The organism is Sphingomonas sp. (assembly GCA_019635535.1).
Lineage (GTDB): Bacteria > Pseudomonadota > Alphaproteobacteria > Sphingomonadales > Sphingomonadaceae > Allosphingosinicella.
On record JAHBZH010000001.1, the window covers coordinates 1,157,253 to 1,178,803 of the forward strand.

A 21,551-nucleotide genomic window follows, 5' to 3' on the forward strand; every position below is an offset into this window, starting at 1 on the left:
GGATCAGTCCCCGCCGAGCGCCGAGAAGACGAACAGCAGCAGGAACCCGACGCCCAGGATCGTCATGGTGATGGCGAAGGTCGCGGTGAAATCCTCGATGATCTCCATGGCGCCGAACAGGGAGGTGCCGGTGTCGAGCTGTTGCGCTTCGGTGTCGGCGCGTTCGCGCGCGGTCTTCGCGGCGCGGTAATTTTCGACGCCGCAATAATTGCACAGGCAGGCGAAGGCACGGGCGTCGAAGCGCACGCCGCCGCCGCAGCTCTGGCAATTGTCATAGGCGACGCCGCCGGCCGTGACCGGCACGGCGAGCGCAGCCAGGGCCGGGAAATCGCGCTGCCGGCCGCGCAGCTCCTTCGAGAGATTGGCGAGCATGACGGACGCGATCATCCACATGATGAAGCCGGCGAAGGAGAGGCCCATCAGCAACGTGGCCCAGCCTTCGCCAAGCGGGGCGATCAGCCGCTCGATGGCGCTGTCGGGATATTCGACGGCGCCGATCATCAGGATGCCGAACATTGCCGGCTGCGCGAAAATCCACAGCAGGAAGAAGAGGCGCACGGGCGAGGCAACGAGCAGGCGCGCGATCCGCCAGTCGCGCGTCGCCGCGCGCGTGACGCTGCGCAGGCGGCGGCGCAAGGCGATCGTGGCGGTATAATCCTCCGGCAGCGGCGTGCGGTCGCGGCAGGCCGTGCAGGTCATCCGATCGGTTTCCAGCGCGAGCGCCCCGCCGCAATTGGCGCAGTTCATCGGCTGGAGATGCGGAAGGCGCTCAAGCAGGCGGGCGCGGGTCCGCTTGTGCTGTTCGCGGTCCTCGCCCAGCGCCTTTTCGAGCGCGGACCAGCGCGCCATCTGCCGGTACCAGGCGTAACAGGCCCCCAGGACGAGCGGGACGAGGAGTGCGCCCTGCAGCAGGAAGATAAAGGTGCTGACCTCGTAGACGCGCTGAAACATCCCCCGCCCCCCGCAGGTGCGTGCGGGCGGGAGGTTAGCCGTGGCCGGCCATGCTTGCCAATGGGCGAGAAGCAGGCGCGCGCGGAGCGGCGAGGCACCGGCGCATTGGAGTTGGAAGCGGCAAATGTTATGAGGCTATTATGAGCGCGCAGAAGAGCCTGTTCGATTCCCCCGAAGCCGAGGCGAAATCCGAGGCGCGTGCGGAAGCCGATGTGGCGGCCGGACGGCTGATCTCCCACGCGGCGGTGCGCCGGTGGCTCGGTTCATGGGGGAGCGCGAAGCGGTTGCCGAGGCCGCGCATCGGCGACTGATTTGCACAAAATCGTCTGGACCGACGAGGCGATCGCGCATCTCGAAGCGATCGTCACTTATGTCTCGGTCTACGATCTTGCCGCGGCGGAGCGGCTCGGACGGCGCCTGATCGAGCTGGCTGACAGTCTCGCCGAGTTCCCCAATCGCGGACGCCACGCCGGCGATGGACGGCGGGAGATGACGATCGTGCCGCCTTATGTGCTGCGCTATCGGGTGGATGGGGAGCGGGTGATTATTCTGCGTATCCGGCATGGGGCGCGGGAAGAGGGGGACGATCCGATATGATGACGTCCCAGTCCGACTTCGGCTCCTATCTTGCGGTTGTTTACGAGCGCGACATTGATCTGCTTCTCATGGAAGAGTTCCATGCGAGTGAGGGCTTCGTGGCGTGGTTTGCAGGGCGCTTGGGCATCGAGGACGCGAAATTCGATGGTGCCTGGCACAGCGTTACGGATGCCGATGGAGAAACCGATCTCCTGCTTCGAGTCAAAACCCGCGAGCAGCGAATAGGCATTCTCATCGAGAACAAGGTTTCGGCGCCGGAGCAAGACCGACAAAGCGAGCGATATCATCTAAGAGCGACGCGCGCGCAGGAGGAGAAAAAGTTCGACGCCTTCGTCACCTCTATTTGCGCACCGGAGGTCTATCTGAATGGCTTAGCCGAAGACCGGCTATATCAAGGCCACATTTCCTATGAATCGATAGCCGACTGGTTCGCCTCGCGCGACGGACCGCGCAATGAATGGCGCCACCGCATAATGCGCGAAGCGATCAATCAGGGGCGACGCGGTTATACAATGATCGTGAACCCGGCGGTTACCGGCTTTCATCAGGCCTTCTGGGAGCATGTGCAACGGCACTATCCAGCCATTGCCATGCGGCGTCCAACGTCGAAGGGAAATAAATCCAACTGGATTCTCATGAAGGGGCGTGACTTTCCTTCATATGCGCAACTGCATTTCAAGATGGATCAATGCGTCGTCGAACTCGGCTTCTTGAACCGCCAAGTGTCGGAGATTCTTGCCCGCAAGGACGATTGGCCCGGCGATGTGATACCCGTCCAGAAGGGCAAGACGGCCGCCTTGGCCATAAGAATTCCGCCCGTTGACAGAATGGCATCCTTCGCAAGCCAGGCGGAGTCGATCGGGGAGGTTTTCAAAGCGCTTTTGAAGCTCCTTCCCCACGGCCGCTTGTTGGAGACGCCCGATCTTGAGCAAGCATCGGCCATGTCCTCGTTCACGAGGGCCTATCTCAACGGGGAGCCTGTGCTGGCCGTATCGCCGAATGGCGGGACAAGGCTGGTTATGGCCTTCATCGCCTTCAACGATGGGGTAAGCTATGCTGATGATGGAGCGGTTGATCCCTATATGGCCGGCCAGCCGATCCACCATCTGACTGGTAAGCTGACCAGCGATAAAACGAGCCTGTTCTGTGCCGATCATGTGTTCCGCCCCATCGAACATGGTGAGCGTGAGGCCGGGGCTTGGTACGAAGTCTTGCGATCGATTGCGCCCAAGCCGATTGAGGCGGTTCATGACGAGTTGGAATATCTCCTCAAGAAGGATCGAGGCGGTTTCGCAAGTCTCCCCTGATCCGTGAAAGACCAGTAAGGCTTTCAGCGACCACTCGGCACGCACGGCATCGTCGTGCGGGGCAGAGCTTAATCCACCAGCTCCAGCGCCACCGCCGTCGCTTCCCCACCCCCGATGCAGAGGCTGGCCACGCCCTTCCTGCCGCCGCGATTCTGCAACGCGGCGATGAGGGTGGCGAGGATGCGGGCGCCGCTGGCGCCGATCGGGTGGCCGAGCGCGGTGGCGCCGCCGTTCACGTTCACCTTGTCGTGCGGAATGCCGAGATCGCGCATCGCGATCATCGCGACGGCGGCGAAGGCCTCGTTGACCTCGAACAGGTCGACGTCGGCGACGCTCCAGCCGGCCTTGTCGAGCGCCTTCTGGATCGCGTTGACCGGCGCGGTGGTGAAGAGGGCCGGCTTGTGGGCGTGGGCGGCGGTGGCGACGATGCGGGCGACGGGCTTGAGGCCGGCCGTGTCGGCAACGCTCGCCCGGGTGAGGACCAAAGCGGCGGCGCCGTCGCTGATCGAGCTGGCATTGGCCGCGGTGATCGTGCCGTCCTTCGCGAATGCGGGCTTCAACGTCGGGATTTTCTCCGGGTTGCCCTTCGGCGGCTGCTCGTCCTGCGCGACCGTCTCGCTGCCTTTGCGGGTCTTGACCTCGACCGCGACGATCTCTCGATCGAAGGCGCCCGAAGTCTGGGCGGCCTGGGCGCGGGTGAGGGAGGCGATGGCGTAATCGTCCTGCGCCTGGCGGGTGAACTGGTATTCCTGCGCGGTGTCCTCGGCGAAGGTGCCCATCGCGCGGCCGGGCTCGTAGGCGTCCTCGAGGCCGTCGAGGAACATATGGTCCATCACCCGGTCGTGGCCCATGCGGGCGCCGCCGCGATGCTTTTGCAGGATGTAGGGAGCGTTGGTCATGCTCTCCATGCCGCCCGCCACGAGGAGATCGACCGAGCCGGCGGCGAGCGCCTCGGCGCCCATGATGACGGTCTGCATGCCGGAGCCGCACATCTTGTTGACCGTGGTCGCCTCGACCGAATCGGGCAGGCCCGCCTTCAGCGCCGCCTGCCGCGCCGGGGCCTGGCCGAGGCCGGCGGGGAGGACACAGCCCATGTAGATGCGCTCGACCGCTTCGCCGCCCACGCCCGCGCGCTCGACCGCCGCCTTCACTGCCGCGGCGCCGAGATCGACGGCGCTGGCGCCGGCGAGGCTGCCCTGGAAGCTGCCCATCGGGGTGCGGGCGTAGGAGAGGATGACGACGGGATCGGTGGTGGGCATGGCGGATTCCTTCTTCAGTCCTCCCCGGAACGGGGAGGGGGACCGCGGCGCGAAGCGGCGTGGTGGAGGGGCCGTCCCGGCCTCCTCGACCCCTCCACCATGCCGCGCATGGTCCCCCTCCCCGTTCCGGGGAGGATTTGGGAGCGCACATAGGCGCCTCGCGCGCCTTGTTCAAATCTTCGCGGCTCTGCTAGGGCGGCGGGCGACAGGGAGAGGAATATGTCCGAGCTGGGCCTCGATTTCGAACTGGGCGAGATGGCGGACACGATCCGCGACACGACGCGGCGTTTCGCGGCGGACCGGATCGCGCCGCTTGCCGCCAGGATCGACGCGGAGGACTGGTTCCCGACCGAGCTGTGGCCAGAAATGGGCGCGCTCGGCCTGCACGGGATCACGGTGGCGGAAGAGGATGGCGGGCTGGGGCTCGGCTATCTGGAGCATGTCGTCGCGCAGGAGGAAGTGGCGCGGGCGTCGGCCTCGATCGGGCTCAGCTACGGGGCGCACTCGAATCTGTGCGTGAACCAGATACGGCGCTGGGCGAGCCCGGAGCAGAAGGCGAAATATCTGCCGAAGCTCATTTCCGGCGAGCATGTCGGCAGCCTCGCAATGTCCGAGGCGGGGGCCGGATCGGACGTCGTCTCGATGAAGCTGAAGGCCGAGCAGGTGGCGGGCGGCTACCGGCTCAACGGCACGAAATTCTGGATCACCAACGCGGCCTATGCGGACACGCTCGTCGTCTATGCCAAGACGGGGGAGGGGAGCCGGGGCATCACCACCTTCCTGATCGAAAAGGGCTTCGAGGGTTTCTCGATCGGCCAGAAGCTCGACAAGATGGGGATGCGCGGCTCCCCGACGGCGGAATTGCTGTTCGACGACTGCTTCGTGCCCGACGAGAATGTGATGGGCCCGGTGAACGGCGGCGTCGGCGTGCTGATGTCGGGCCTCGATTATGAGCGAACCGTGCTGGCGGGCATCCAGCTCGGCATCATGCAGGCCTGCCTCGACGTGGTGCTGCCCTATGTGCGCGAGAGGAAGCAGTTCGGGACGGCGATCGGCTCCTTCCAGCTCATGCAGGCCAAGGTCGCGGACATGTATGTCGCGCTGAACAGCGCGCGGGCCTATGTCTATCAGGTGGCGCGGGCCTGCGATGCGGGCAAGACGACGCGCTTCGACGCGGCCGGCGCGATCCTGCTGGCCAGCGAGAATGCGGTGCGCGTGGCGGGCGAGGCGATCCAGGCGCTGGGCGGCGCCGGCTATACGAAGGACTGGCCGGTGGAGCGATACTTCCGCGACGCCAAGCTGCTCGACATCGGCGCGGGCACGAACGAGATCAGGCGGATGCTGATCGGGCGGGAGTTGATCGGGGCGGGCGCGTGATCGCGCTTTCATTCGACCCAGACACCGTTCGCTCAGCCCGAACGGATTTGGAGGATGTGCTGTGACTCTTCTGGCCACCAAGCTCGACGAGAGCAGCGACACCTTCCGCACTTATGCCGCGCACAATCGCGCGCTGGCCGAGGAATTGCGCGCGCGGGTGGCGGCGAGCGCGCTGGGCGGGAACGAGAAGTCGCGCGAACGGCATGTGGCGCGCGGCAAATTACTCCCGAGAGAACGCGTGGAGCGGCTGCTCGATCCCGGTTCCCCCTTCCTGGAGATCGGGCAGCTCGCCGCCTGCGATCTCTATGAGGGCGAGGTGCCGGGGGCGGGGATGATCGCCGGGATCGGGCGGGTGTCGGGCCGCGAGGCGATGATCGTGTGCAACGACGCCACGGTGAAGGGCGGCACTTATTATCCGATGACGGTGAAGAAGCATCTGCGCGCGCAGGAGATCGCGCTGCAGAACCGGCTGCCGTCCATCTATCTGGTGGATTCCGGCGGCGCGAACCTGCCGCATCAGGCCGAGGTCTTCCCGGACCGCGAGCATTTCGGGCGCATCTTCTACAATCAGGCGCAGATGTCGGCCGAGGGGCTGGCGCAGATCGCCTGCGTGATGGGGAGCTGCACGGCGGGCGGCGCCTATGTGCCGGCGATGAGCGACGAGACGGTGATCGTGCGCAACCAGGGCACGATCTTCCTCGCCGGTCCGCCGCTGGTGAAGGCGGCGACGGGCGAGGTGATCAGTGCCGAGGAGTTGGGCGGCGGCGATCTCCATGCGCGCAAGAGCGGCGTGGTCGATCATCTCGCCGAGAATGACGAACATGCGCTGACCATCGTGCGCGACATCGTGGCGCGGTTGAACAGTGTGAAGGCGCCGGACATCGATCTCGCCGAGCCGGTGCCGCCGAAATTCGATCCCGAGGAATTGTACGGCGTCATTCCGGACGACGTGCGCACGCCTTACGACGTTCACGAGATCATCGCGCGGATCGTGGACGGGAGCGAGTTTCACGAGTTCAAGCCGCTCTACGGCAGCACGCTCGTCTGCGGCTTCGCGCGCATCTGGGGCATGCCGGTCGCGATCCTGGCGAATAACGGCATCCTGTTCTCCGAGAGCGCCTTGAAAGGCGCGCATTTTATCGAGCTGGCCTGTCAGCGGCGGACGCCGCTGCTGTTCCTCCAGAACATCTCGGGCTTCATGGTCGGCGGCAAATATGAGGCGGAGGGGATCGCCAAGAACGGCGCCAAGCTGGTGACGGCGGTGGCGACGGCGCAGGTGCCGAAGATCACAATCCTGATCGGCGGCAGCTTCGGCGCGGGCAATTACGGCATGTGCGGGCGGGCTTATTCGCCGCGGTTCCTGTTTACCTGGCCGAACAGCCGGATTTCCGTGATGGGCGGCGAGCAGGCGGCGTCGGTGCTGGCGACCGTCCACCGCGACGCGGAGACATGGACGCCGGAGCAGGCCGAAGCCTTCAAGCAGCCGATCCGCGACGATTACGAAGCGCAGGGCAATCCCTATCACGCCACCGCCCGGCTGTGGGACGACGGCGTGATCGATCCGGCGCAGACCCGCGACGTGCTCGGGCTGGCCTTCGCGGCGACGCTCAACGCGCCGATCCCGGAGCGGGCGAAGTTCGGCGTGTTCAGGATGTGATGATGCGTGCGATGAGCCTAGAAATCCTCCCCGGAACGGGGAGGTGGCGGCGCGGAGCGCCGACGGAGGGGTCGGTTGGCCTGTGACCGGGGTTCGGCCCCTCCACCGTCCTTCGGACGGTCTCCCTCCCCGTTCCGGGGAGGATTTGGCGTGATCTCTTCCATCCTCATCGCCAATCGCGGTGCATGAGACAGTTGGGATATTGAAGACGGAGTGAATGATGAAGGGATTGCTGTTCGCTATCGCGCTGGTGGCGCCGGTCTTCGCCGTGGCGGCGCAGACGACGCCGGCCGCGCCGCCGCCGGTGCAGGCCGACCCGGCACGGCATCTGGTGATGATCACCCGCGCCGGGCCCAATTTCGCGAACATCCGCGATCATGTGGAGGAAGCGCGCGTACATCATGCGCTTTACGAGCGGCTGGCGGCGGAAGGCCGGACGATCGCCAGCGGCCCGTTCGAGGGCGAGCCCGTCATGGGCATGACCATCTGGAGCGCCGGCGTGGACGAGGCGCAGGCGCGCGAGCTGATCCGCGACGACCAGTTGCCGGCGCTCGGCATCGTCACCTACGAGTTCCGCACGCTGCGCGTCCGGACGGGCGCGCTGGGACGATAGGGCGGGGCCTGTGATCCGATCCCTCCTCATCGCCAATCGCGGCGAAATCGCGTGCCGGGTGATCCGCACGGCGCGCAAGCTCGGGATACGGACCGTGGCCGTTTATTCCGACGCCGACGCGAAGGCGCTGCATGTGCGGGAGGCGGACGAGGCGGTGCATATCGGCCCCTCGCCGGCGCGCGAATCCTATCTCGTTGGCGAGAAGATCATCGCGGCGGCCAAGGCGACGAGGGCCGAGGCGATCCATCCGGGTTATGGGTTCCTGTCCGAGAATGCGGCGTTCGCGCAGGCCGTCATCGACGCGGGGCTGGTGTGGGTCGGGCCGGATCCGGCCAGCATCACGGCGATGGGCCTCAAGGACGCCGCCAAGAAATTGATGGCGGAGGCCGGGGTGCCGGTGACGCCGGGCTATCTGGGCGAGGACCAGGCGCCGGACCGGCTCAGGCAAGAGGCGGACGCGATCGGTTATCCGGTGCTGATCAAGGCGGTCGCGGGCGGTGGCGGCAAGGGGATGCGGCGGGTCGATGCGGCGGCTGAGTTCGCCGATGCCTTGCTCTCGTGCAAGCGCGAGGCGGCGTCCTCGTTCGGCGACGACCGGGTGCTGATCGAGAAATATATCCAGCGCCCGCGCCATATCGAGGTGCAGGTGTTCGGCGACCGCCAAGGCAATGTCGTCCACCTGTTCGAGCGCGACTGCTCGCTCCAGCGGCGCCACCAGAAGGTGATCGAGGAGGCGCCCGCGCCCGGCATGGACGAGGCGACGCGCGACGCGGTGTGCGGCGCGGCGGTGAAGGCGGCGCAGGCGGTGGACTATGTCGGCGCGGGGACGATCGAGTTCATCGCCGACGCGAGCGAGGGGCTGCGCGCCGAGAGCATCTGGTTCATGGAGATGAACACCCGCCTCCAGGTCGAGCATCCGGTGACCGAGGAGATCACCGGGGTCGATCTGGTCGAATGGCAGATCCGGGTGGCGAGCGGGGAGGCGCTGCCGCTGAAACAGGAGGAGCTCAGCATCGACGGTTGGGCGATGGAGGCGCGGCTTTATGCCGAGGATCCGTCGAAGGGGTTTTTGCCGAGCACAGGAAGACTCTCTGTCCTCCGCTTCCCCCTCGATGTTCGGGTGGAAACAGGAGTGCAGGAAGGCGATGAGGTTTCGCCATTCTATGATCCGATGATCGCGAAGCTGGTCGTCTCGGCCCCCGATCGAGACGGGGCAGTAACAGCACTCTCGGCGGCGTGCTCAGAGATGTGGTGCGCCCCGGTTCGCACGAATGCCTGGTTCCTGCGCCGGCTGCTGCAGCGGCCCGAGTTCGTCGCCGGAGAAGCAACGACCGCATTCATCGGATCGCATGTGGACCGACTGGCGGAGCGACCTGCTCCCAGCGACGCATTGTTACGCGCGGCAGCGGAAAAGGCGATTTGGCGATATGTGCCCTTCGATCAGACGGACCAGATGCGCGGCCTTCGCGGGTTCCGGCTGAACGCGCCGAGCATCGAAACCGTCCGGTTGGCCGTTGATGGCGAGGTGACGGAGGCTGACGTCGACCTGCGCGCCTATAACGACTTCTGGGACGGTCCCGGCGGCACGTCGGTGGGCAACCCACCAACATTTTTCGAGAATGGCGCGGCGTTCATCATTGCACCTCCACGCTTCGTGGGAGCGACCGGCGCAGCCGCCGGCGACGGCGCCATCGTCTCCCCCATGCCGGGCAAGATCATCGCGCTGGAGGTGAAGGCGGGAGATACAGTGGCCAAGGGGCAGAAGCTCTTGACGCTGGAGGCGATGAAGATGGAGCACAGCCTGACCTCGCCGTTCGACGGGACGGTGGCGGAGCTGAACGCCGAGGCGGGCGCACAGGTGAGCGAAGGCGCGCTGCTCGCGCGGATCGGGAAGGAGGAGGGGTGATGGAGATGCGGCGGATAATTCCTCCCCGGTACGGGGAGGGGGACCGTCCGAAGGACGGTGGAGGGGTCGATGGACTCCGAGCCGCCCCCTCCACCACGTCGCTTCGCGCCGCGGTCCCCCTCCCCGTTCCGGGGAGGAATTAGATATGCCCGGCCGCTATTTCGATCAGTGGACGCTCGGCGACACGATCCGGCATCAGCCGCACCGGACCGTGACCGAGACGGACAATCTGCTGTTCTCGACGATGACGCACAATCCGCAGCCGCTCCACCTTGACGCGGACTATGCAGCGGCGACGGAATTCGGGCGGATCGTCGTCAATTCGACCTTCACCTTCTCCCTGCTCGTCGGGCTCTCGGTCGGCGACACGACGCTCGGCACGCTCGTCGCCAATCTCGGCTTCGACAAGGTGAAGCTGCCGGCGCCGGTCTTCATCGGCGATACGCTGCGCGCCGAGACGGAAGTGGTGGGATTGAAGGATTCGAAGTCGCGGCCCGAAGCGGGGATCGTGACGTTCGAGCATCGCCTGTTCAACCAGCATGGCGAGCTGGTCTGCGTGATGGAGCGCGCGGCGCTGATGCGGCGGAGCGCGGCGTGAACATGCGCTCTTTCCTGTTCGTCCCCGGCGATCGGCCGGAGCGGATGGAGAAGGCGCTGGCCTCGGGCGCCGACGCGCTGATCCTGGACCTCGAGGATTCGGTGGCGCCGGCGGCCAAGCCGGAGGCGCGGCGACAGGCGGCGGCCTTCCTCTCGGCATATCCGGGGGCGAAGCTCTGGGTCCGGGTGAACCCGCTGGACGGTGGCGAGAACGAGAGGGACCTCGACGCGGTGCTGCCCGGCCATCCGGACGGGATCGTGCTGCCCAAGTCCGAAGGCGGGGCGAGCGTGGACGAACTGGCGCGGCGGCTGACCGCGCGCGGCAACGCGACCGCGCAGGTGATGGCGATCGGCACGGAGACGCCCGCCGCGATTTTCGGGCTGGGCAGCTACAAGGGCGCGAAGCGGCTGGCGGCGTTGACCTGGGGCGCGGAGGATTTGCCGGCCGCGATCGGGGCCGCGACCAGCCGGGAGGCGGACGGCAGCTATACGGCGCCTTATCAAGTCGCACGCGCGCTGACCCTGTTCGGCGCGGCGGCGGCGGGCGTGGCCCCGATCGAGACGGTCTATCCGGCGTTCAAGGACACCGACGGGCTGGCCGCTTATGCGGCGCGGGCGCGGCGTGACGGCTTCACCGGCATGATGGCGATCCACCCGGCGCAGGTGGAGGTGATCAACGCCGCTTTCACGCCGAGCGCGGAGGAGATCGCCCATGCCGAGGCGGTGGTCGCTATGTTCGAGGCGAATCCGGAGGCGGGGGCGCTCCAGCTCGACGGCAGGATGATCGATCGGCCCCATCTGGTGCAGGCGCGGCGCATATTGGGGCGTTGAGTGCAGAAGCTGCATTAGTCACTTTGCAGTCACGCGAACGTCATAAAAGTTTGTGGGAAGAGTCACGCAAATGTAATGTTCGTCCAAAGCGATAAGCGGAGGATGGACATGAAGAGGATCGCGATCCTGGCCCTCGGGGCGATGATGATCCCGGCGGCGGCGTCCGCCCAGGCGGTCGAGGAAGGCTATCCGCGCGGTGGCCTGGCGGTTGCGGCGATCGAGCGCGGCGACTGGTCGCGCGCCGAGGCCCTGCTCAACGACGGGCGGGTGGACCGCGCCGATCCGGCCCGGCTGATCAATCTCGGGCAGGTCTATGCCCGGACCGGGCGTGAGGGCGAGGCGGTGGCGGCATGGCGCGCGGCGCTGGCATCAAACCGGCATGTCGAAGTGGAAACGCTGGGCGGCCGCTGGGTTTCGACCGCCGATCTCGCCCGCGAGGCGCTGGCCCGCTACGAAACGGCGCGCGCGGGGGATTAGAGCGGCCGACATCTATCTTTTTCCCCTCTCCCTGGAGGGAGAGGGTAGGGTGAGGGTGTCGTGCGGCTGTGGTTATTCTCGGTCGCCGAACCCCCTCACCCCAACCATTGTCGGGTGAACAGCGCCCCGCGCTGTTCAGGTCATGCCGGGGGCATGACCGACCCGGCAATCCCCGCAGGGGAGAGGGGGTATGACTTCTGCCCCGATTGAACCGCGCCGCGCCGGCTTCTAAGCCGGGGCGGTGGCGGACCTTCTCGCAGCCTATGACACCCTGTTGGCCGACCCGTTGGCGCGGGGCGCGGTGGGTACGGTGCTCGGCGCGATCGTCGGGAGCTTCCTGGCCACGATCCTGATCCGTTGGCCGAAGGGCGAAGGCGCGATGGCCGGACGCTCACGCTGCGACGCCTGCGACACGACGCTGGACGCGCGCGACTTGGTGCCGGTTCTCTCTTATGTGATGGTGCGCGGGCGGTGTCGGCACTGCGGGGCGCGGATCGATGCGCGGCATGTCGCGGTCGAGTTGGCGGCAGCGGCGGTCGGGCTGGTCGCCTTCCTCGCCCATCCGGTGCCGTTGGCCTTAGCGACCGCATTGCTGGGCTGGTGGCTGCTGCTGCTCGCCCTGCTCGATCTGGAGCATCAATGGCTGCCGGACCTGCTGACCCTGCCACTGATCGCGATCGGACTGGCGATCGGTTGGGCGGGGATGGGACCGCCGCTCATCGACCGGCTGGCGGGCGCGGCGATCGGCTTGAGCGCGCTGATGCTGATCGCGGCGGGCTATCGCCTGTTGCGGGGACGCGAGGGATTGGGCGGGGGCGATCCCAAGGTGCTGGCGGCGATCGGCGCCTGGTTAGGTGCGTGGCATCTGCCCTTCATCCTGCTCGGCGCGGGAGTGATCGGGCTGCTTTCCGTGGCTTCGATGCGGCTGCGCGGGAGGGAAGTGACCGACGTGACGCGGCTGCCGCTCGGCACATACCTGGCGCTCGCCGCCTGGCCGCTGTGGCTGACGATCGCGGTTTAGCCGCGTGCGCGGCTGGTCAGCCGACGATACCGGTCCAGTGCAGGCTCGATACTTCCTCCGCGGCGTGCTGGACGCTGCGGCTCCAGCGCTCGCGGTAAAGGCCGTCATACGCCACCATGTCCACGGTGAATGCGATGATGACGACCACCGCGAACGCCTTGACCTTCGACATGTCCCACCTCCCGCTTCCGATGAAACGGCAACTGGACGAGTCTAGGGCGTCATGGTTGACAAGCCCCTAACGCGCTGTCGGGGATCAGCGGCAGCGGGCGTTGCCGCGCTCGACTTCGCGTCCGATCGCCGCGCCGGCGGCGGCGCCGATGATCGTGCCCAGGGTCTCCGATCCGCCTGGCGCGATCACATTGCCGAGCACGCCACCGGCCAACCCGCCGACGATCAGGCCGGTCGTGCCGTCGCTGCGGCGGCAATAATAGCGTCCGTCCTGACCGCGATAGATGCGGTCGTTGCGGCTCAGCTGACGTTCGCGATAGCGGCGGTCGTCGCGATAGTAGCGATCGGCATGATAGCCGCCATAGCTGGGATCGGGCCGGTTCCAGTCATAGGCACCGTAGCGGCCATCGTCATAGGTGGTGGCGCAGCCGGCGATGAGCGCGGCGGCGGACATGGTTGCGGCCAGAAAAGCGATACGCATGAGCCCTTCCTCTCCTCGATTGGGGTGCATGCGTAATGATCGGCGCGGCTTAAGGTTGCGCCCGTCCCGGCGGGCTCAGTGATAGAAATAGGGATCGAGGACGCTGACCTCGTGAATGGCATCGACCGGTACGCCGTTCTTCGCGCCGACGCTGCGGATCGCATCCGGCGACGGCGCATCATAGACGCAGAAGGTACGCGTCTTGTCGGCGCTGACATAGGAATGGACCCAGGTCACGCCTTCTTCGGCGTTGGTGGCGACCACGCCGCCGAGCGCCTGCGCGCCGTCATTGTTGGTCGGGATGTGCAGCCCGTCCGGAAATGTGCGTTCGACCATGTAGCGCGGCATTGACTCCTCCCCCCGCTGATGCGCGCGCATCATAGCAGAATCGGCATCCAGGCGCGCGCGGATTCGCGCGGCGCGCGGGCAAAGCGGGGGCGATCGTATAGGCTTTGCTAACCCTTCTTCCGCCATAGCAGCGGGATGGCCGTGCTCTCGCTGCTGATCGTCATGACCTTGCTTAGCACGGTGATGAGCGCGATGTTCGTTGCCGCCTGGGCGACGATGGCCCGGCCGGCCCACGCGCTCGCCTGGGCGGGCTGCTTTGGCGCCGGCACCGTCCAGTGGAGCGCCAACCTAGCTGCCACCATCATCGGCCATTCGCCGCCGATCGTCTGGGCGATCGCGTCGTTCGCCGCGACGGCGATGATCCTGCTCGGCGTCACCGGCTACCGGCAGCGCGCCGGCCTGCCCGTCTATCCGCGGGCGCTGGCTGCGATCATCGTGGCGGTCATGGCCGGGGCGGTGGCAACACGGACCGTCTGGCCCCATGCCGGCGCCTATCTCTCGCTGGTCCCGGGCTGCGCGATCCTGATGCTACCGTTGATGGCCCATGCCATCGCCGCCCGGCCGGGCCGCCGCAATGTGGTCGAGAGGGTATCGATCGCGCTCGCGCTCGCTTTCGTCCTGTTCGAGATCGCGTTGCTCGTGCTGGCGCTCCGGGTCGGGCCGACGGCGGACAATGCCGCCTATCAGCTCTATCTCGGCACGCTTATGATCGGCTTTCCCGTCCTTTATATCGCGATGGCGATGTCGGGCCTGTTCCTGCTGATGTCGGACCGGACGGCGGCGCTGTCGAGCCTCGCCCGGCTCGATCCGCTGACCGGGCTGCTCAACCGGGGCGGCTTCCGTGAGGCGCTGGCCCGGCAGATCGCCGCACCCAATGCGGGCTGCATCGCGATCGGCGACATCGACCATTTCAAGCGGATCAACGATTGCCACGGCCACGCCGCCGGCGATCTGGCGCTGCGCATGGTGGCGCGCACGTTGCGGCTCGGCGCGCATGACGACATGCTGGTCGCGCGGATCGGCGGCGAGGAATTCGCCCTTTTCATGCCCGGCTTCGCGCTGGAACGGGCCGAGCGCTTCATCGAGCGGGTGCGCGCCGCGGTGGCGACGATCGCGCTCCCTGGCCATCCGGGCCTTGGCGTCACGATGAGCTTCGGCGTCGCACCCTGCCGGGGATCGGAGGACGGGCTGGACGGCGTCATCGCGCGGGCCGACGCGGCCCTGTACCGCGCCAAGACCGGCGGGCGCGACCGGGTCGTCACCTCGGTCTCTCCGCGTGGTCGATCGAGCGAACCCCGGCCGGGGCGTCTGCAGCCGGTTGACGGCGACCGCCCGGGCGCGGCCCTGCGCGGGCTGCATTAAAAGCTTTCATCTGCTGCCTCTGCGATCGTGAAACGGTTCGTCATAGCTTAGCCATTCATGGTCCTCGATCACATCGGCGGGCACGGGGCGGCCTGCCTCGTCGCGGGAGGGGGCGAAGCGGTAGCGCCGCTCGATCAGCCGGCAGGTGGTGACGTCGAGCAGGCGGCTGCCGCTCGAGCGGGTGATCCAGCAATCGGTGACGCGGCCTTCGACACCCACGGTGAAGCGGACCGAGACGGTGCCGCCCACCCCCGCCTCGCCCGCCGCGCGGGGATAGTCGCGGTCGCTGAGGCGGCCGGAGAGGTGGCGGGGCGGGGTCCCGCGGCCCAGCCCGCCGCGTCCGCCTTCGCCGCCGCCGCCGCGCCCGTCGCCGCCCCGGCCCGCGCCGCGCCCCTCGCCCGCCCCGCCGGCACCGAAGCCCGGCCCGCGCACGGGCGCCGCGCCCTGGTCCGGCGCGCTCCCCATCCCGGCGACCGGCGCGACCGTGACCGGCGGGGGCACGGGCAGGGGGATGACGGGCGCGGGCGCGACGATCTGGGTGGCCTCGCTCCGTAGGTTCGGGGGCGCGGCGGCACCCTCCTGCTCCGGCGCGCCGGAGCGGGCGTCGTGCGCGGCCTCAGCCTTGGACGGGGGCAGATCGACGCTGAGTGGCTCGCTGGGCGGGGGCGGGGCGATGTCGAAAATGTCGAGCGCGCGGTCCGCCACCGGCGTCAAAGGCGGGGCGGCGAGGCCCCAGACGAGGGCGAGGCCGAGCAGGGCATGGACGCCCAGGGCCGCCGCGCCCGCGCCGAACCGCACCCGCCGATCGCGCGGCACCGGGCCGCCGGACGCCAGGGATCGCATCGTCCACATGGCCCTGTCCTATACCATCGCCGCCCTTGAAGCGCACCGGGACGGCAGGTGCCGGCGGAGCGCTTCCTACCGGTCCGGCGTCACGTCGCGCAGGACGACGACGGCGCCTTCCGGCAGCAGATCGTAGATCCGTCCGGGCACGAGATCGAACTGCTCGGGGCGGACCGGCGGCCCGCAGCCCGTTCTCGTCGATCTGCTCATCGCGGCTGTAGCGGTAGAAATCGGCACATTCGTCCACGCTGACCATGCGGTCGAGCCGATCGCAGCCGGCGAGCAACGGAATGGCGACGAGGAAAATAGCCGTTCGCATGGCGCAAGCCCCTTGCGCGTCGCAGGACGCGGCCGCTTCATAGCAGCAACGGCGGGGCGAGGCGATGCCGCGGCGGCGCGGCGCGCGTCAGCTGGCGGCGAGCTCCGGGACGGGTTCGGCGGCTTGCGCGGCCTTGCGGGATTCCTGTTCGGCGCGGAGGCGATCGGTGCGGTTGGCGCGATCGGCCATCACCTCCCAGGCCGCGGCGGCGCGCAGGCAGCGATCGCGGACATTGGCGAGCGCGCTCGCGGCGGCATCGCGGCGCGCCTCGGCGGCGCGGGCACGGTAGAAATCGGCATTGGTGGACATCGGCTCGGCTGCTCCTTCGAAGACGGTTCCCCGGTCCGTCCGGCGCCGCCGGACGGACCGAAGGGCGGCGCGTGCCGCTCAGGCGCTCTGGAGATTGACGGCGCTGGTCTTGCCGCGGCGATCCTGCTCCAGCTCGTAGGAGACGCGCTGATCCTGGTTGAGCGTGGTCATGCCGGCCTTTTCGACCGCGCTGATATGGACGAAGGCGTCATTGCCGCCATCCTCCGGCGCGATGAAGCCGTAGCCCTTCTGGGCATTGAAGAATTTCACTGTTCCTATCGGCATTTCTACACATGTCCTTTCTGGCGGGGCGAAACCGGGATTGGCAGGCCCCTTGATGTGTTCGGTGATAGCGGCCCGGATCAGGCGGCGGAAGGCTGCACGGCGCGATCGTCCGCCGGGTGGCGCGCGGCGCCCGCGTCGGTGATCCGGTCGCGGTAGAGATCGGCCAGCTCCGCATGCGCCGCACGGGCGGATTCGGACGCGGCTTCGGCGGCGCGCTGACGCTCCTCGTTCTCGCGCTGGATGAAATGTTCGATGTCCATATCGGGCTCCCTGGGTCGTGCAAGCGGGAGCATGTCGACGACGGGGAAAAGGCGCCCGTCCTGTCTCTCAGGCGCCGGCAGGCTCACGGAAGAATGGAGGCCGGCGATGCGTGTAGCCTAGCATGGAACAGGCCGAAGGGCGAATCCGGCGGAAAGGCGCGGTTTCGGGGCGCAAGGGCGGGGCGTCACATGCTGTTGAGGTGGAGGATGTTGCCGTCCGGGTCCTTCAGCCAGACCAGTTTGGCACCCCCGGCGACATGCACATTGCCTTCCAGGCGGCCGAGATCGGGATAATGTTCGAAGGCGGCGCCCTTCGCCTCCAGCGCGGCGACGATCGCGTCGAGATCGCCGCCCACGCCCCAGACCACGGCATTGGCCCGGTTCGTGCCGGCATGAGCGGAGGCATAGACGACGAGCCGGGTGGCGCCCGTCCGATAGACCAGAACGCCCTCCTCGGCGCCCGCCTCGTCCAGCTCCAGTCCCAGCACGTCGCCATAGAAGGCGCGGGCGCGATCGAGGTCCGCGACGGCGAGGATGGCGGAGGAATCATGGTCCTTGAGCATCGGGCTTTCCCTTCGAATCGGGCGGATGACGAGGCTCAAACCGACGGGCGGGCACGGGGTTCAACGGGGCGCGACGGACGGGTGTGAAGGAGGGACGGCGGCCGGCTCGCCTCTCTGAGAAGTTGACAAAGTTTACAGGGTGAGGGGGTGTTCTGGCGGGTCGGCTTCGGCGTTATCGGCGGTGTCGCGCGGGTCCGGGCGGGCGCCTTCCAGCCGGTCCACGGGCGCGGCGAGCTGGGGCGGCGGGGATTCGGCTTCGGCCCAGGCGCGCTCGGCCTCGGCGAGGCGATCGAGCACCGGGACGATGCCGCCGGAGCGATCCTCCACCGCGCGGCGATGCTGCCAGCCGACCAGATCGTCGAGCGGCGCATAATTCAGCGGATCGCGCACGCGCAGCAGATAGAGGAGCAGCCGGTCATGATGCTTCTCGCGGAAGCCGACCATGCGGCCGTCATGCCAGACCTGTTCCTGCGTGCCGTTGACGGCGCGATCGAAGGCGGTGGCGGCGAGCACGCCGACGGCGGCCTTCAGCGCCTCGTCCCACGCGGCGCGGAACTGGGGCGAGCGCTGATAAAGCTTGTGCGCGCTCTGCCGCGACAGGCCGACATAGCGGCACGATTCGCTGACCGAGGCGGTGGCGGCGAGCGTTTCGATGAACAGCTGCTGCCGCTCCAGCGTCCACCCGTCATGCCGCGCCCGGCACGCGTCGCGGCGCGGCGTGTCCTGCCCCAGCCGCTCCAGTTCGTCCTGATCGAGCGTGTAGAAAGGCGAGACGCTGCCATCGGCGCGGCGAGGGATGTGCGCGAGCGAGCGGGGCGGCGGATCGGACGGGAAGGGATCCCAGGGGATGGGCACGAACGGGACGGCCTCCCCGTGCTCGTTGATCTCCATGGAGGCGCCGGTCTCCGGATCATGGAAGAGGTCGCCGGGTTCGAGGGGGCGTTTGCGTTTCCTGCTCATCGACGAGCGTAGGACAGAGGAAATCCTACATTGCAAGGGGGGGTTCGCGCGGAGACGCGGAGGCGCGGAGGTGCGGAGAAGGAAAGGATGGGCCTTCGGTCCTTTGTATCACGCGAAGGGGGCGGGTAGGTGCGGCGGTCTGTGCCTCGCTCGGACTCTTTGCGCCTTCACGTTTTTGCGTGAAATGATTGGAGTCAGGCATTGCCGGAAAGACGCGGGTCACGCCCGCGTGACCATGGGGAATTAGATATACTGTCCCCGGAACTCCCTGTCCCCGAAACTCCAGAAGCGGTAGAGGTGGCCGGTGGTAAGGGGGGAGCGGCGGGCCATGGCTCCTTGCGCGCTTCGTTAGACGCTGCAAAAACAACGCGAAGGGGGAAACAATGGCCAGCTACCAACGAGTCGCACTCTTCTTGTTGTTCGATTCCATTGAGCAAGACTTAGTCAGACACATCAGGGCCCTCCCGAGCGAGCAAGTCACTTTGACTGATGTCGAACGGGAGAAAGCAGGCCGTCGAGTATTAGCTCGAATGGAGCCCCATGGGGAGGCGACGACAACCGATCTCCTCCAAGGCCTCGATATGGCCGAAAAATATGACGTTCTGCTTCGGCACAAGGCAGATATGGCTCAAGCGGATCGTACCTATTTTTCGGGGATCGCCAACGCTTTTAAGAGCATCATTCCAATTAGAAATAGTGTGATGCACGCTCGACCGCTGACGATTGAAGAATATTCATTAGGCTTTTCATTTGCTCAATCACTTTTGAAAGCAAAAGCATACTGGCCGATGCTGGCCGATAACTACAATGAATTTTCTAAAGACCCAGTATCATTCACATCAAAATCTATTGAATTTCTAGATGATCCTGAGGATACTCAGGTGCTCCATAATCTACCTACACCCGAGCACGATGATACAGGCTTTTTGCCACGACCCGAATTGGAGCGGGAACTTCGCAAACGCATCTTGGGTAGGCATCCGGTGATAACGATCCTTGGTGAGGGCGGAAACGGAAAGACCGCCCTAGCGCTGCAAACCCTGTATGGCCTCGTCAACACGAATGATCACCCGTTCGAAGCTATAATTTGGGTGACTGCAAAAAGCTCTATGCTGACTGCTGAGGGCGTACGAAAAATTGGAGACGACGTAGTCCAAGCATTAGCGATTGTAGATCAAGCATCCTTCCTAGAGCCCGGCGAGGGAGATTCGTTCGATAGACTTTATCGGCTTCTAGAAAATAACAAGATCTTACTTGTGATAGATAATCTTGAGACTATTCAAGGAGATGAAATAAAAAAGATAGCAACTGATGTGCCTGGAGAAAGTAAGCTTCTAATAACGTCTAGAGTTCCTTTAGGCGGCGACCTTTCCGTGACGGTCGGGGAGTTATCTGACAAGGATTCTATCATCTATATTAGAAGATTACTTGACGCATATTCCGTTAAAAGTCTGAAATCTAGAGATGATCCGGGATTGTTGCGATATTTGAAGCGTTTACACAACAAGCCGCTCTTGATTAAGTGGTTCGTTCTCGGCGTTAAAAGCGGCGCAAACCCCGATAAAATTGTAGCCAATCCCGAAGTTGCCTTACGGTTCTGCCTTGAAAATGTGGTAGGTCGCTTGGGTGCGCAGGCGAAAGCCTCGCTCACGGCTTTGGCCACTATTTCCGTGCCTTTGTCAGCCCAAATTTTAGAGTATGTCACGGAACTCAATGCTGCGGAGGTTGAGGCTGCATTGAACGAGCTGTGCCAATTTGGACTAGTCGATTTGGTGGCATCTCAGGCTTCCGAGCAGCTTTATCGGCTTCGACCATTTGCGCGGGCTTATACAGTCCGAGTGATAGCTCCAAAGCCGGAACTGTCCGCCGAAATTCGAAGTCGTTATCATAGGGTCGAAGCGCAATTCCGCTCTGCTCGAGGCCAAGCAAGCTATAATCCTTATAGCCTGAAGAGCTTTAAGGTGCGGTCACCTGCTGAAATGTTGGCTGCCGGCAAACTGAATCAAGCCGTCTGTGAGGCGCTCAATGGAGATTTTGAGTCAGCCAATGATCGCCTCAAAGCGCTGCGAATCACCGATCCTGGTTACTTTGAGGTGTATAGAGCGCAGGGATACATCTCATTCTTAGAAGGCGATAGTGTTGCTGCAGAGACTGCTTACGAATCGGCGTTGGAATTGGCGCCGGAGGAACCTCAACTGCATTTCTTTTATGGCTGCCTACTCATGCGAGCATTGGATAGCGAACGTGCCCGCGAGCATTTTGCAACCGCTATTAAGCTCGATCCTGAGGCGCTACCCCCTTACAGAGAAGCAGCGCGAAATTGCCTCTCGATGTGTGATTTTGAGGGCGCCGAGACTCTTCTTGAGTCCGTCAAGCAGCTTCAGTTCCGATCTTACAAGGACAAGGTCGTATATACAGACGTTCGCATTCAACTCTATGTTAGAAAGACAATCCATAGAATGCACGCACGTGATTGGGAAAGTGCGGCAGCTACCGTCAAAGACTTGGCGTATTACGTTTATGGCCTAGATTTGGCTATTTTTGACGATCGCATGGTCCAGCATCTGTTAGACGTAATTCCATCTCTTAAGCGACTCAAAGACTATATTGATCAGCCCTTGATTGCTGACCTCGAAGACTGGATTGGCTCAAAATTTGAACAACCGTGGCGGCGCAATTCGCACTCAAAGAATCTCGCTGAATATGGTTCAGCCATAGGCACGTTGAAGCAAGCCGGGCTTCAAGAGACCTTTGGCTTCCTTCGGGCCGATGACGGCAGGGAAACCTTCGTGCACGAAAACGAGGCGGGAGAGGAACTTTGGGATTGGCTCAAAAAGGGAGGCCGAGTGCGATACGATATTTCCGATGATGACGTGACAGGCCGCACGAAAGCGATAAATCTTAGGGTAGTCTAAGTCTAAGCCTAAATCTAAGTAGCGAGCCGCTAAGATTTTATTGAGCAGGCTCTCGTTCCCGCTTCGGCACGCGTGCCCGCGTTTTGCCCAGCTTCATCGCCGGCCCCGCTTCCACCCACTCCGACTTCGCCAGAATGTCCTT

General features: G+C 65.3%; 23 protein-coding genes and 1 pseudogene. 13 read left to right on the forward strand and 11 right to left on the reverse strand.

All coding sequences use genetic code 11. The annotated features are described in order from the left end of the window. Positions 1-3 precede the first annotated feature (3 nt). Entirely contained in the window at positions 4-951 is a 948-nt protein-coding gene (locus tag KF780_05960) for a hypothetical protein (protein ID MBX3561342.1), read from the reverse strand. A gap of 140 nt (positions 952-1,091) precedes the next feature. Between KF780_05960 and KF780_05965 the strand changes: the two genes are divergently transcribed. The 3 genes from KF780_05965 to KF780_05975 are packed head-to-tail and all read left to right on the forward strand — an operon-like array spanning position 1,092 to position 2,855. After that, the gene (locus KF780_05965; GenBank protein MBX3561343.1) at positions 1,092-1,262 is read left to right on the forward strand and encodes a CopG family transcriptional regulator; all 171 of its coding nucleotides are present in this window, start codon (positions 1,092-1,094) and stop codon (positions 1,260-1,262) included. A 1-nt stretch (position 1,263) separates the two neighbouring features. Beyond that, complete coding sequence (locus KF780_05970) at positions 1,264-1,548, forward strand: type II toxin-antitoxin system RelE/ParE family toxin (GenBank protein ID MBX3561344.1); 285 nt, start codon at positions 1,264-1,266, stop codon at positions 1,546-1,548. Further along, complete coding sequence (locus KF780_05975) at positions 1,545-2,855, forward strand: PD-(D/E)XK nuclease family protein (GenBank protein MBX3561345.1); 1,311 nt, start codon at positions 1,545-1,547, stop codon at positions 2,853-2,855. Before KF780_05970 ends, KF780_05975 begins: the two co-directional genes overlap by 4 nt. Positions 2,856-2,923: 68 nt before the next feature. Here the strand turns inward: KF780_05975 and KF780_05980 are convergent, their stop codons facing one another. Then, positions 2,924-4,114 carry an acetyl-CoA C-acyltransferase gene (locus KF780_05980; GenBank protein ID MBX3561346.1) on the reverse strand — a complete coding sequence of 397 codons (1,191 nt, stop codon included), beginning with the start codon at positions 4,112-4,114 and terminating at the stop codon, positions 2,924-2,926. A gap of 219 nt (positions 4,115-4,333) precedes the next feature. Here KF780_05980 and KF780_05985 point away from each other — a divergent pair, with 219 nt between their 5' ends. The 8 genes and pseudogenes from KF780_05985 (at position 4,334) to KF780_06020 (ending at position 12,593) form a co-directional block, all read left to right on the forward strand. After that, on the forward strand, positions 4,334-5,491 hold the full coding sequence (locus KF780_05985; protein ID MBX3561347.1) for an acyl-CoA dehydrogenase family protein: 1,158 nt from the start codon (positions 4,334-4,336) through the stop codon (positions 5,489-5,491). A gap of 61 nt (positions 5,492-5,552) precedes the next feature. Continuing rightward, positions 5,553-7,148, forward strand: a complete 1,596-nt coding sequence (locus tag KF780_05990; GenBank protein MBX3561348.1) for a methylcrotonoyl-CoA carboxylase — start codon at positions 5,553-5,555, stop codon at positions 7,146-7,148. 217 nt (positions 7,149-7,365) lie between these two features. Next, positions 7,366-7,761 carry a hypothetical protein gene (locus KF780_05995; GenBank protein ID MBX3561349.1) on the forward strand — a complete coding sequence of 132 codons (396 nt, stop codon included), beginning with the start codon at positions 7,366-7,368 and terminating at the stop codon, positions 7,759-7,761. Positions 7,762-7,771: 10 nt separating this feature from the next. Beyond that, the gene (locus KF780_06000) at positions 7,772-9,667 is read left to right on the forward strand and encodes an acetyl/propionyl/methylcrotonyl-CoA carboxylase subunit alpha (protein MBX3561350.1); all 1,896 of its coding nucleotides are present in this window, start codon (positions 7,772-7,774) and stop codon (positions 9,665-9,667) included. Positions 9,668-9,812: 145 nt separating this feature from the next. Continuing rightward, the gene (locus KF780_06005) at positions 9,813-10,265 is read left to right on the forward strand and encodes a MaoC family dehydratase (GenBank protein ID MBX3561351.1); all 453 of its coding nucleotides are present in this window, start codon (positions 9,813-9,815) and stop codon (positions 10,263-10,265) included. Further along, positions 10,262-11,095, forward strand: coding sequence for a CoA ester lyase (locus tag KF780_06010; GenBank protein ID MBX3561352.1), 834 nt, complete (start codon positions 10,262-10,264; stop codon positions 11,093-11,095). The genes KF780_06005 and KF780_06010 overlap by 4 nt, the downstream gene beginning before the upstream one ends. Before the next feature lie 108 nt (positions 11,096-11,203). Beyond that, the gene (locus tag KF780_06015) at positions 11,204-11,572 is read left to right on the forward strand and encodes a tetratricopeptide repeat protein (GenBank protein MBX3561353.1); all 369 of its coding nucleotides are present in this window, start codon (positions 11,204-11,206) and stop codon (positions 11,570-11,572) included. 310 nt (positions 11,573-11,882) lie between these two features. Then, positions 11,883-12,593, forward strand: a pseudogene (locus tag KF780_06020) (prepilin peptidase). A 16-nt stretch (positions 12,594-12,609) separates the two neighbouring features. On the opposite strand, the gene KF780_06025 reads toward KF780_06020, so the two are convergent. The 3 genes from KF780_06025 to KF780_06035 form a co-directional block, all read right to left on the reverse strand. After that, positions 12,610-12,765 carry a hypothetical protein gene (locus tag KF780_06025; GenBank protein MBX3561354.1) on the reverse strand — a complete coding sequence of 52 codons (156 nt, stop codon included), beginning with the start codon at positions 12,763-12,765 and terminating at the stop codon, positions 12,610-12,612. Positions 12,766-12,849: 84 nt separating this feature from the next. Further along, positions 12,850-13,245 carry a glycine zipper 2TM domain-containing protein gene (locus tag KF780_06030; GenBank protein ID MBX3561355.1) on the reverse strand — a complete coding sequence of 132 codons (396 nt, stop codon included), beginning with the start codon at positions 13,243-13,245 and terminating at the stop codon, positions 12,850-12,852. A gap of 75 nt (positions 13,246-13,320) precedes the next feature. Beyond that, on the reverse strand, positions 13,321-13,593 hold the full coding sequence (locus KF780_06035) for a DUF4242 domain-containing protein (GenBank protein ID MBX3561356.1): 273 nt from the start codon (positions 13,591-13,593) through the stop codon (positions 13,321-13,323). 135 nt (positions 13,594-13,728) lie between these two features. On the opposite strand from KF780_06035, the gene KF780_06040 reads away from it, so the two are divergent. Then, positions 13,729-14,955: a GGDEF domain-containing protein gene (locus tag KF780_06040; protein ID MBX3561357.1), complete on the forward strand. Its 1,227-nt coding sequence runs from the start codon at positions 13,729-13,731 to the stop codon at positions 14,953-14,955. 6 nt (positions 14,956-14,961) lie between these two features. Here the strand turns inward: KF780_06040 and KF780_06045 are convergent, their stop codons facing one another. From KF780_06045 to KF780_06070, 6 genes are all read right to left on the reverse strand, one after another. Further along, the gene (locus tag KF780_06045; GenBank protein ID MBX3561358.1) at positions 14,962-15,798 is read right to left on the reverse strand and encodes an energy transducer TonB; all 837 of its coding nucleotides are present in this window, start codon (positions 15,796-15,798) and stop codon (positions 14,962-14,964) included. Positions 15,799-16,204: 406 nt separating this feature from the next. Beyond that, on the reverse strand, positions 16,205-16,426 hold the full coding sequence (locus tag KF780_06050) for a hypothetical protein (GenBank protein ID MBX3561359.1): 222 nt from the start codon (positions 16,424-16,426) through the stop codon (positions 16,205-16,207). A gap of 78 nt (positions 16,427-16,504) precedes the next feature. Further along, complete coding sequence (locus KF780_06055) at positions 16,505-16,711, reverse strand: cold-shock protein (GenBank protein MBX3561360.1); 207 nt, start codon at positions 16,709-16,711, stop codon at positions 16,505-16,507. Positions 16,712-16,788: 77 nt separating this feature from the next. Continuing rightward, positions 16,789-16,971 (reverse strand): hypothetical protein, encoded by a 183-nt coding sequence (locus KF780_06060; protein MBX3561361.1) that lies wholly within the window; start codon positions 16,969-16,971, stop codon positions 16,789-16,791. 185 nt (positions 16,972-17,156) lie between these two features. Next, complete coding sequence (locus KF780_06065) at positions 17,157-17,534, reverse strand: VOC family protein (GenBank protein ID MBX3561362.1); 378 nt, start codon at positions 17,532-17,534, stop codon at positions 17,157-17,159. A 132-nt stretch (positions 17,535-17,666) separates the two neighbouring features. After that, on the reverse strand, positions 17,667-18,494 hold the full coding sequence (locus KF780_06070; protein ID MBX3561363.1) for a hypothetical protein: 828 nt from the start codon (positions 18,492-18,494) through the stop codon (positions 17,667-17,669). Between the two features lie 383 nt (positions 18,495-18,877). Here KF780_06070 and KF780_06075 point away from each other — a divergent pair, with 383 nt between their 5' ends. Continuing rightward, on the forward strand, positions 18,878-21,409 hold the full coding sequence (locus KF780_06075) for a cold shock domain-containing protein (GenBank protein ID MBX3561364.1): 2,532 nt from the start codon (positions 18,878-18,880) through the stop codon (positions 21,407-21,409). Positions 21,410-21,551 lie beyond the last annotated feature (142 nt).

Coding starts and splice junctions, on each gene's coding strand:
- KF780_06045 (MBX3561358.1), bottom strand. CDS start 15,798: ATGCGATCCCTGGCGTCCGGCGGCCCGGTGCCGCGCGATCGGCGGGTG.
- KF780_06070 (MBX3561363.1), bottom strand. CDS start 18,494: ATGAGCAGGAAACGCAAACGCCCCCTCGAACCCGGCGACCTCTTCCAT.
- KF780_06075 (MBX3561364.1), top strand. CDS start 18,878: ATGGCCAGCTACCAACGAGTCGCACTCTTCTTGTTGTTCGATTCCATT.
- KF780_06040 (MBX3561357.1), top strand. CDS start 13,729: ATGGCCGTGCTCTCGCTGCTGATCGTCATGACCTTGCTTAGCACGGTG.
- KF780_05985 (MBX3561347.1), top strand. CDS start 4,334: ATGTCCGAGCTGGGCCTCGATTTCGAACTGGGCGAGATGGCGGACACG.
- KF780_06005 (MBX3561351.1), top strand. CDS start 9,813: ATGCCCGGCCGCTATTTCGATCAGTGGACGCTCGGCGACACGATCCGG.
- KF780_06055 (MBX3561360.1), bottom strand. CDS start 16,711: ATGCCGATAGGAACAGTGAAATTCTTCAATGCCCAGAAGGGCTACGGC.
- KF780_06015 (MBX3561353.1), top strand. CDS start 11,204: ATGAAGAGGATCGCGATCCTGGCCCTCGGGGCGATGATGATCCCGGCG.
- KF780_05960 (MBX3561342.1), bottom strand. CDS start 951: ATGTTTCAGCGCGTCTACGAGGTCAGCACCTTTATCTTCCTGCTGCAG.
- KF780_05965 (MBX3561343.1), top strand. CDS start 1,092: ATGAGCGCGCAGAAGAGCCTGTTCGATTCCCCCGAAGCCGAGGCGAAA.
- KF780_06050 (MBX3561359.1), bottom strand. CDS start 16,426: ATGTCCACCAATGCCGATTTCTACCGTGCCCGCGCCGCCGAGGCGCGC.
- KF780_05975 (MBX3561345.1), top strand. CDS start 1,545: ATGATGACGTCCCAGTCCGACTTCGGCTCCTATCTTGCGGTTGTTTAC.
- KF780_06035 (MBX3561356.1), bottom strand. CDS start 13,593: ATGCCGCGCTACATGGTCGAACGCACATTTCCGGACGGGCTGCACATC.
- KF780_06030 (MBX3561355.1), bottom strand. CDS start 13,245: ATGCGTATCGCTTTTCTGGCCGCAACCATGTCCGCCGCCGCGCTCATC.
- KF780_05995 (MBX3561349.1), top strand. CDS start 7,366: ATGATGAAGGGATTGCTGTTCGCTATCGCGCTGGTGGCGCCGGTCTTC.
- KF780_06065 (MBX3561362.1), bottom strand. CDS start 17,534: ATGCTCAAGGACCATGATTCCTCCGCCATCCTCGCCGTCGCGGACCTC.
- KF780_06025 (MBX3561354.1), bottom strand. CDS start 12,765: ATGTCGAAGGTCAAGGCGTTCGCGGTGGTCGTCATCATCGCATTCACC.
- KF780_05980 (MBX3561346.1), bottom strand. CDS start 4,114: ATGCCCACCACCGATCCCGTCGTCATCCTCTCCTACGCCCGCACCCCG.
- KF780_06060 (MBX3561361.1), bottom strand. CDS start 16,971: ATGGACATCGAACATTTCATCCAGCGCGAGAACGAGGAGCGTCAGCGC.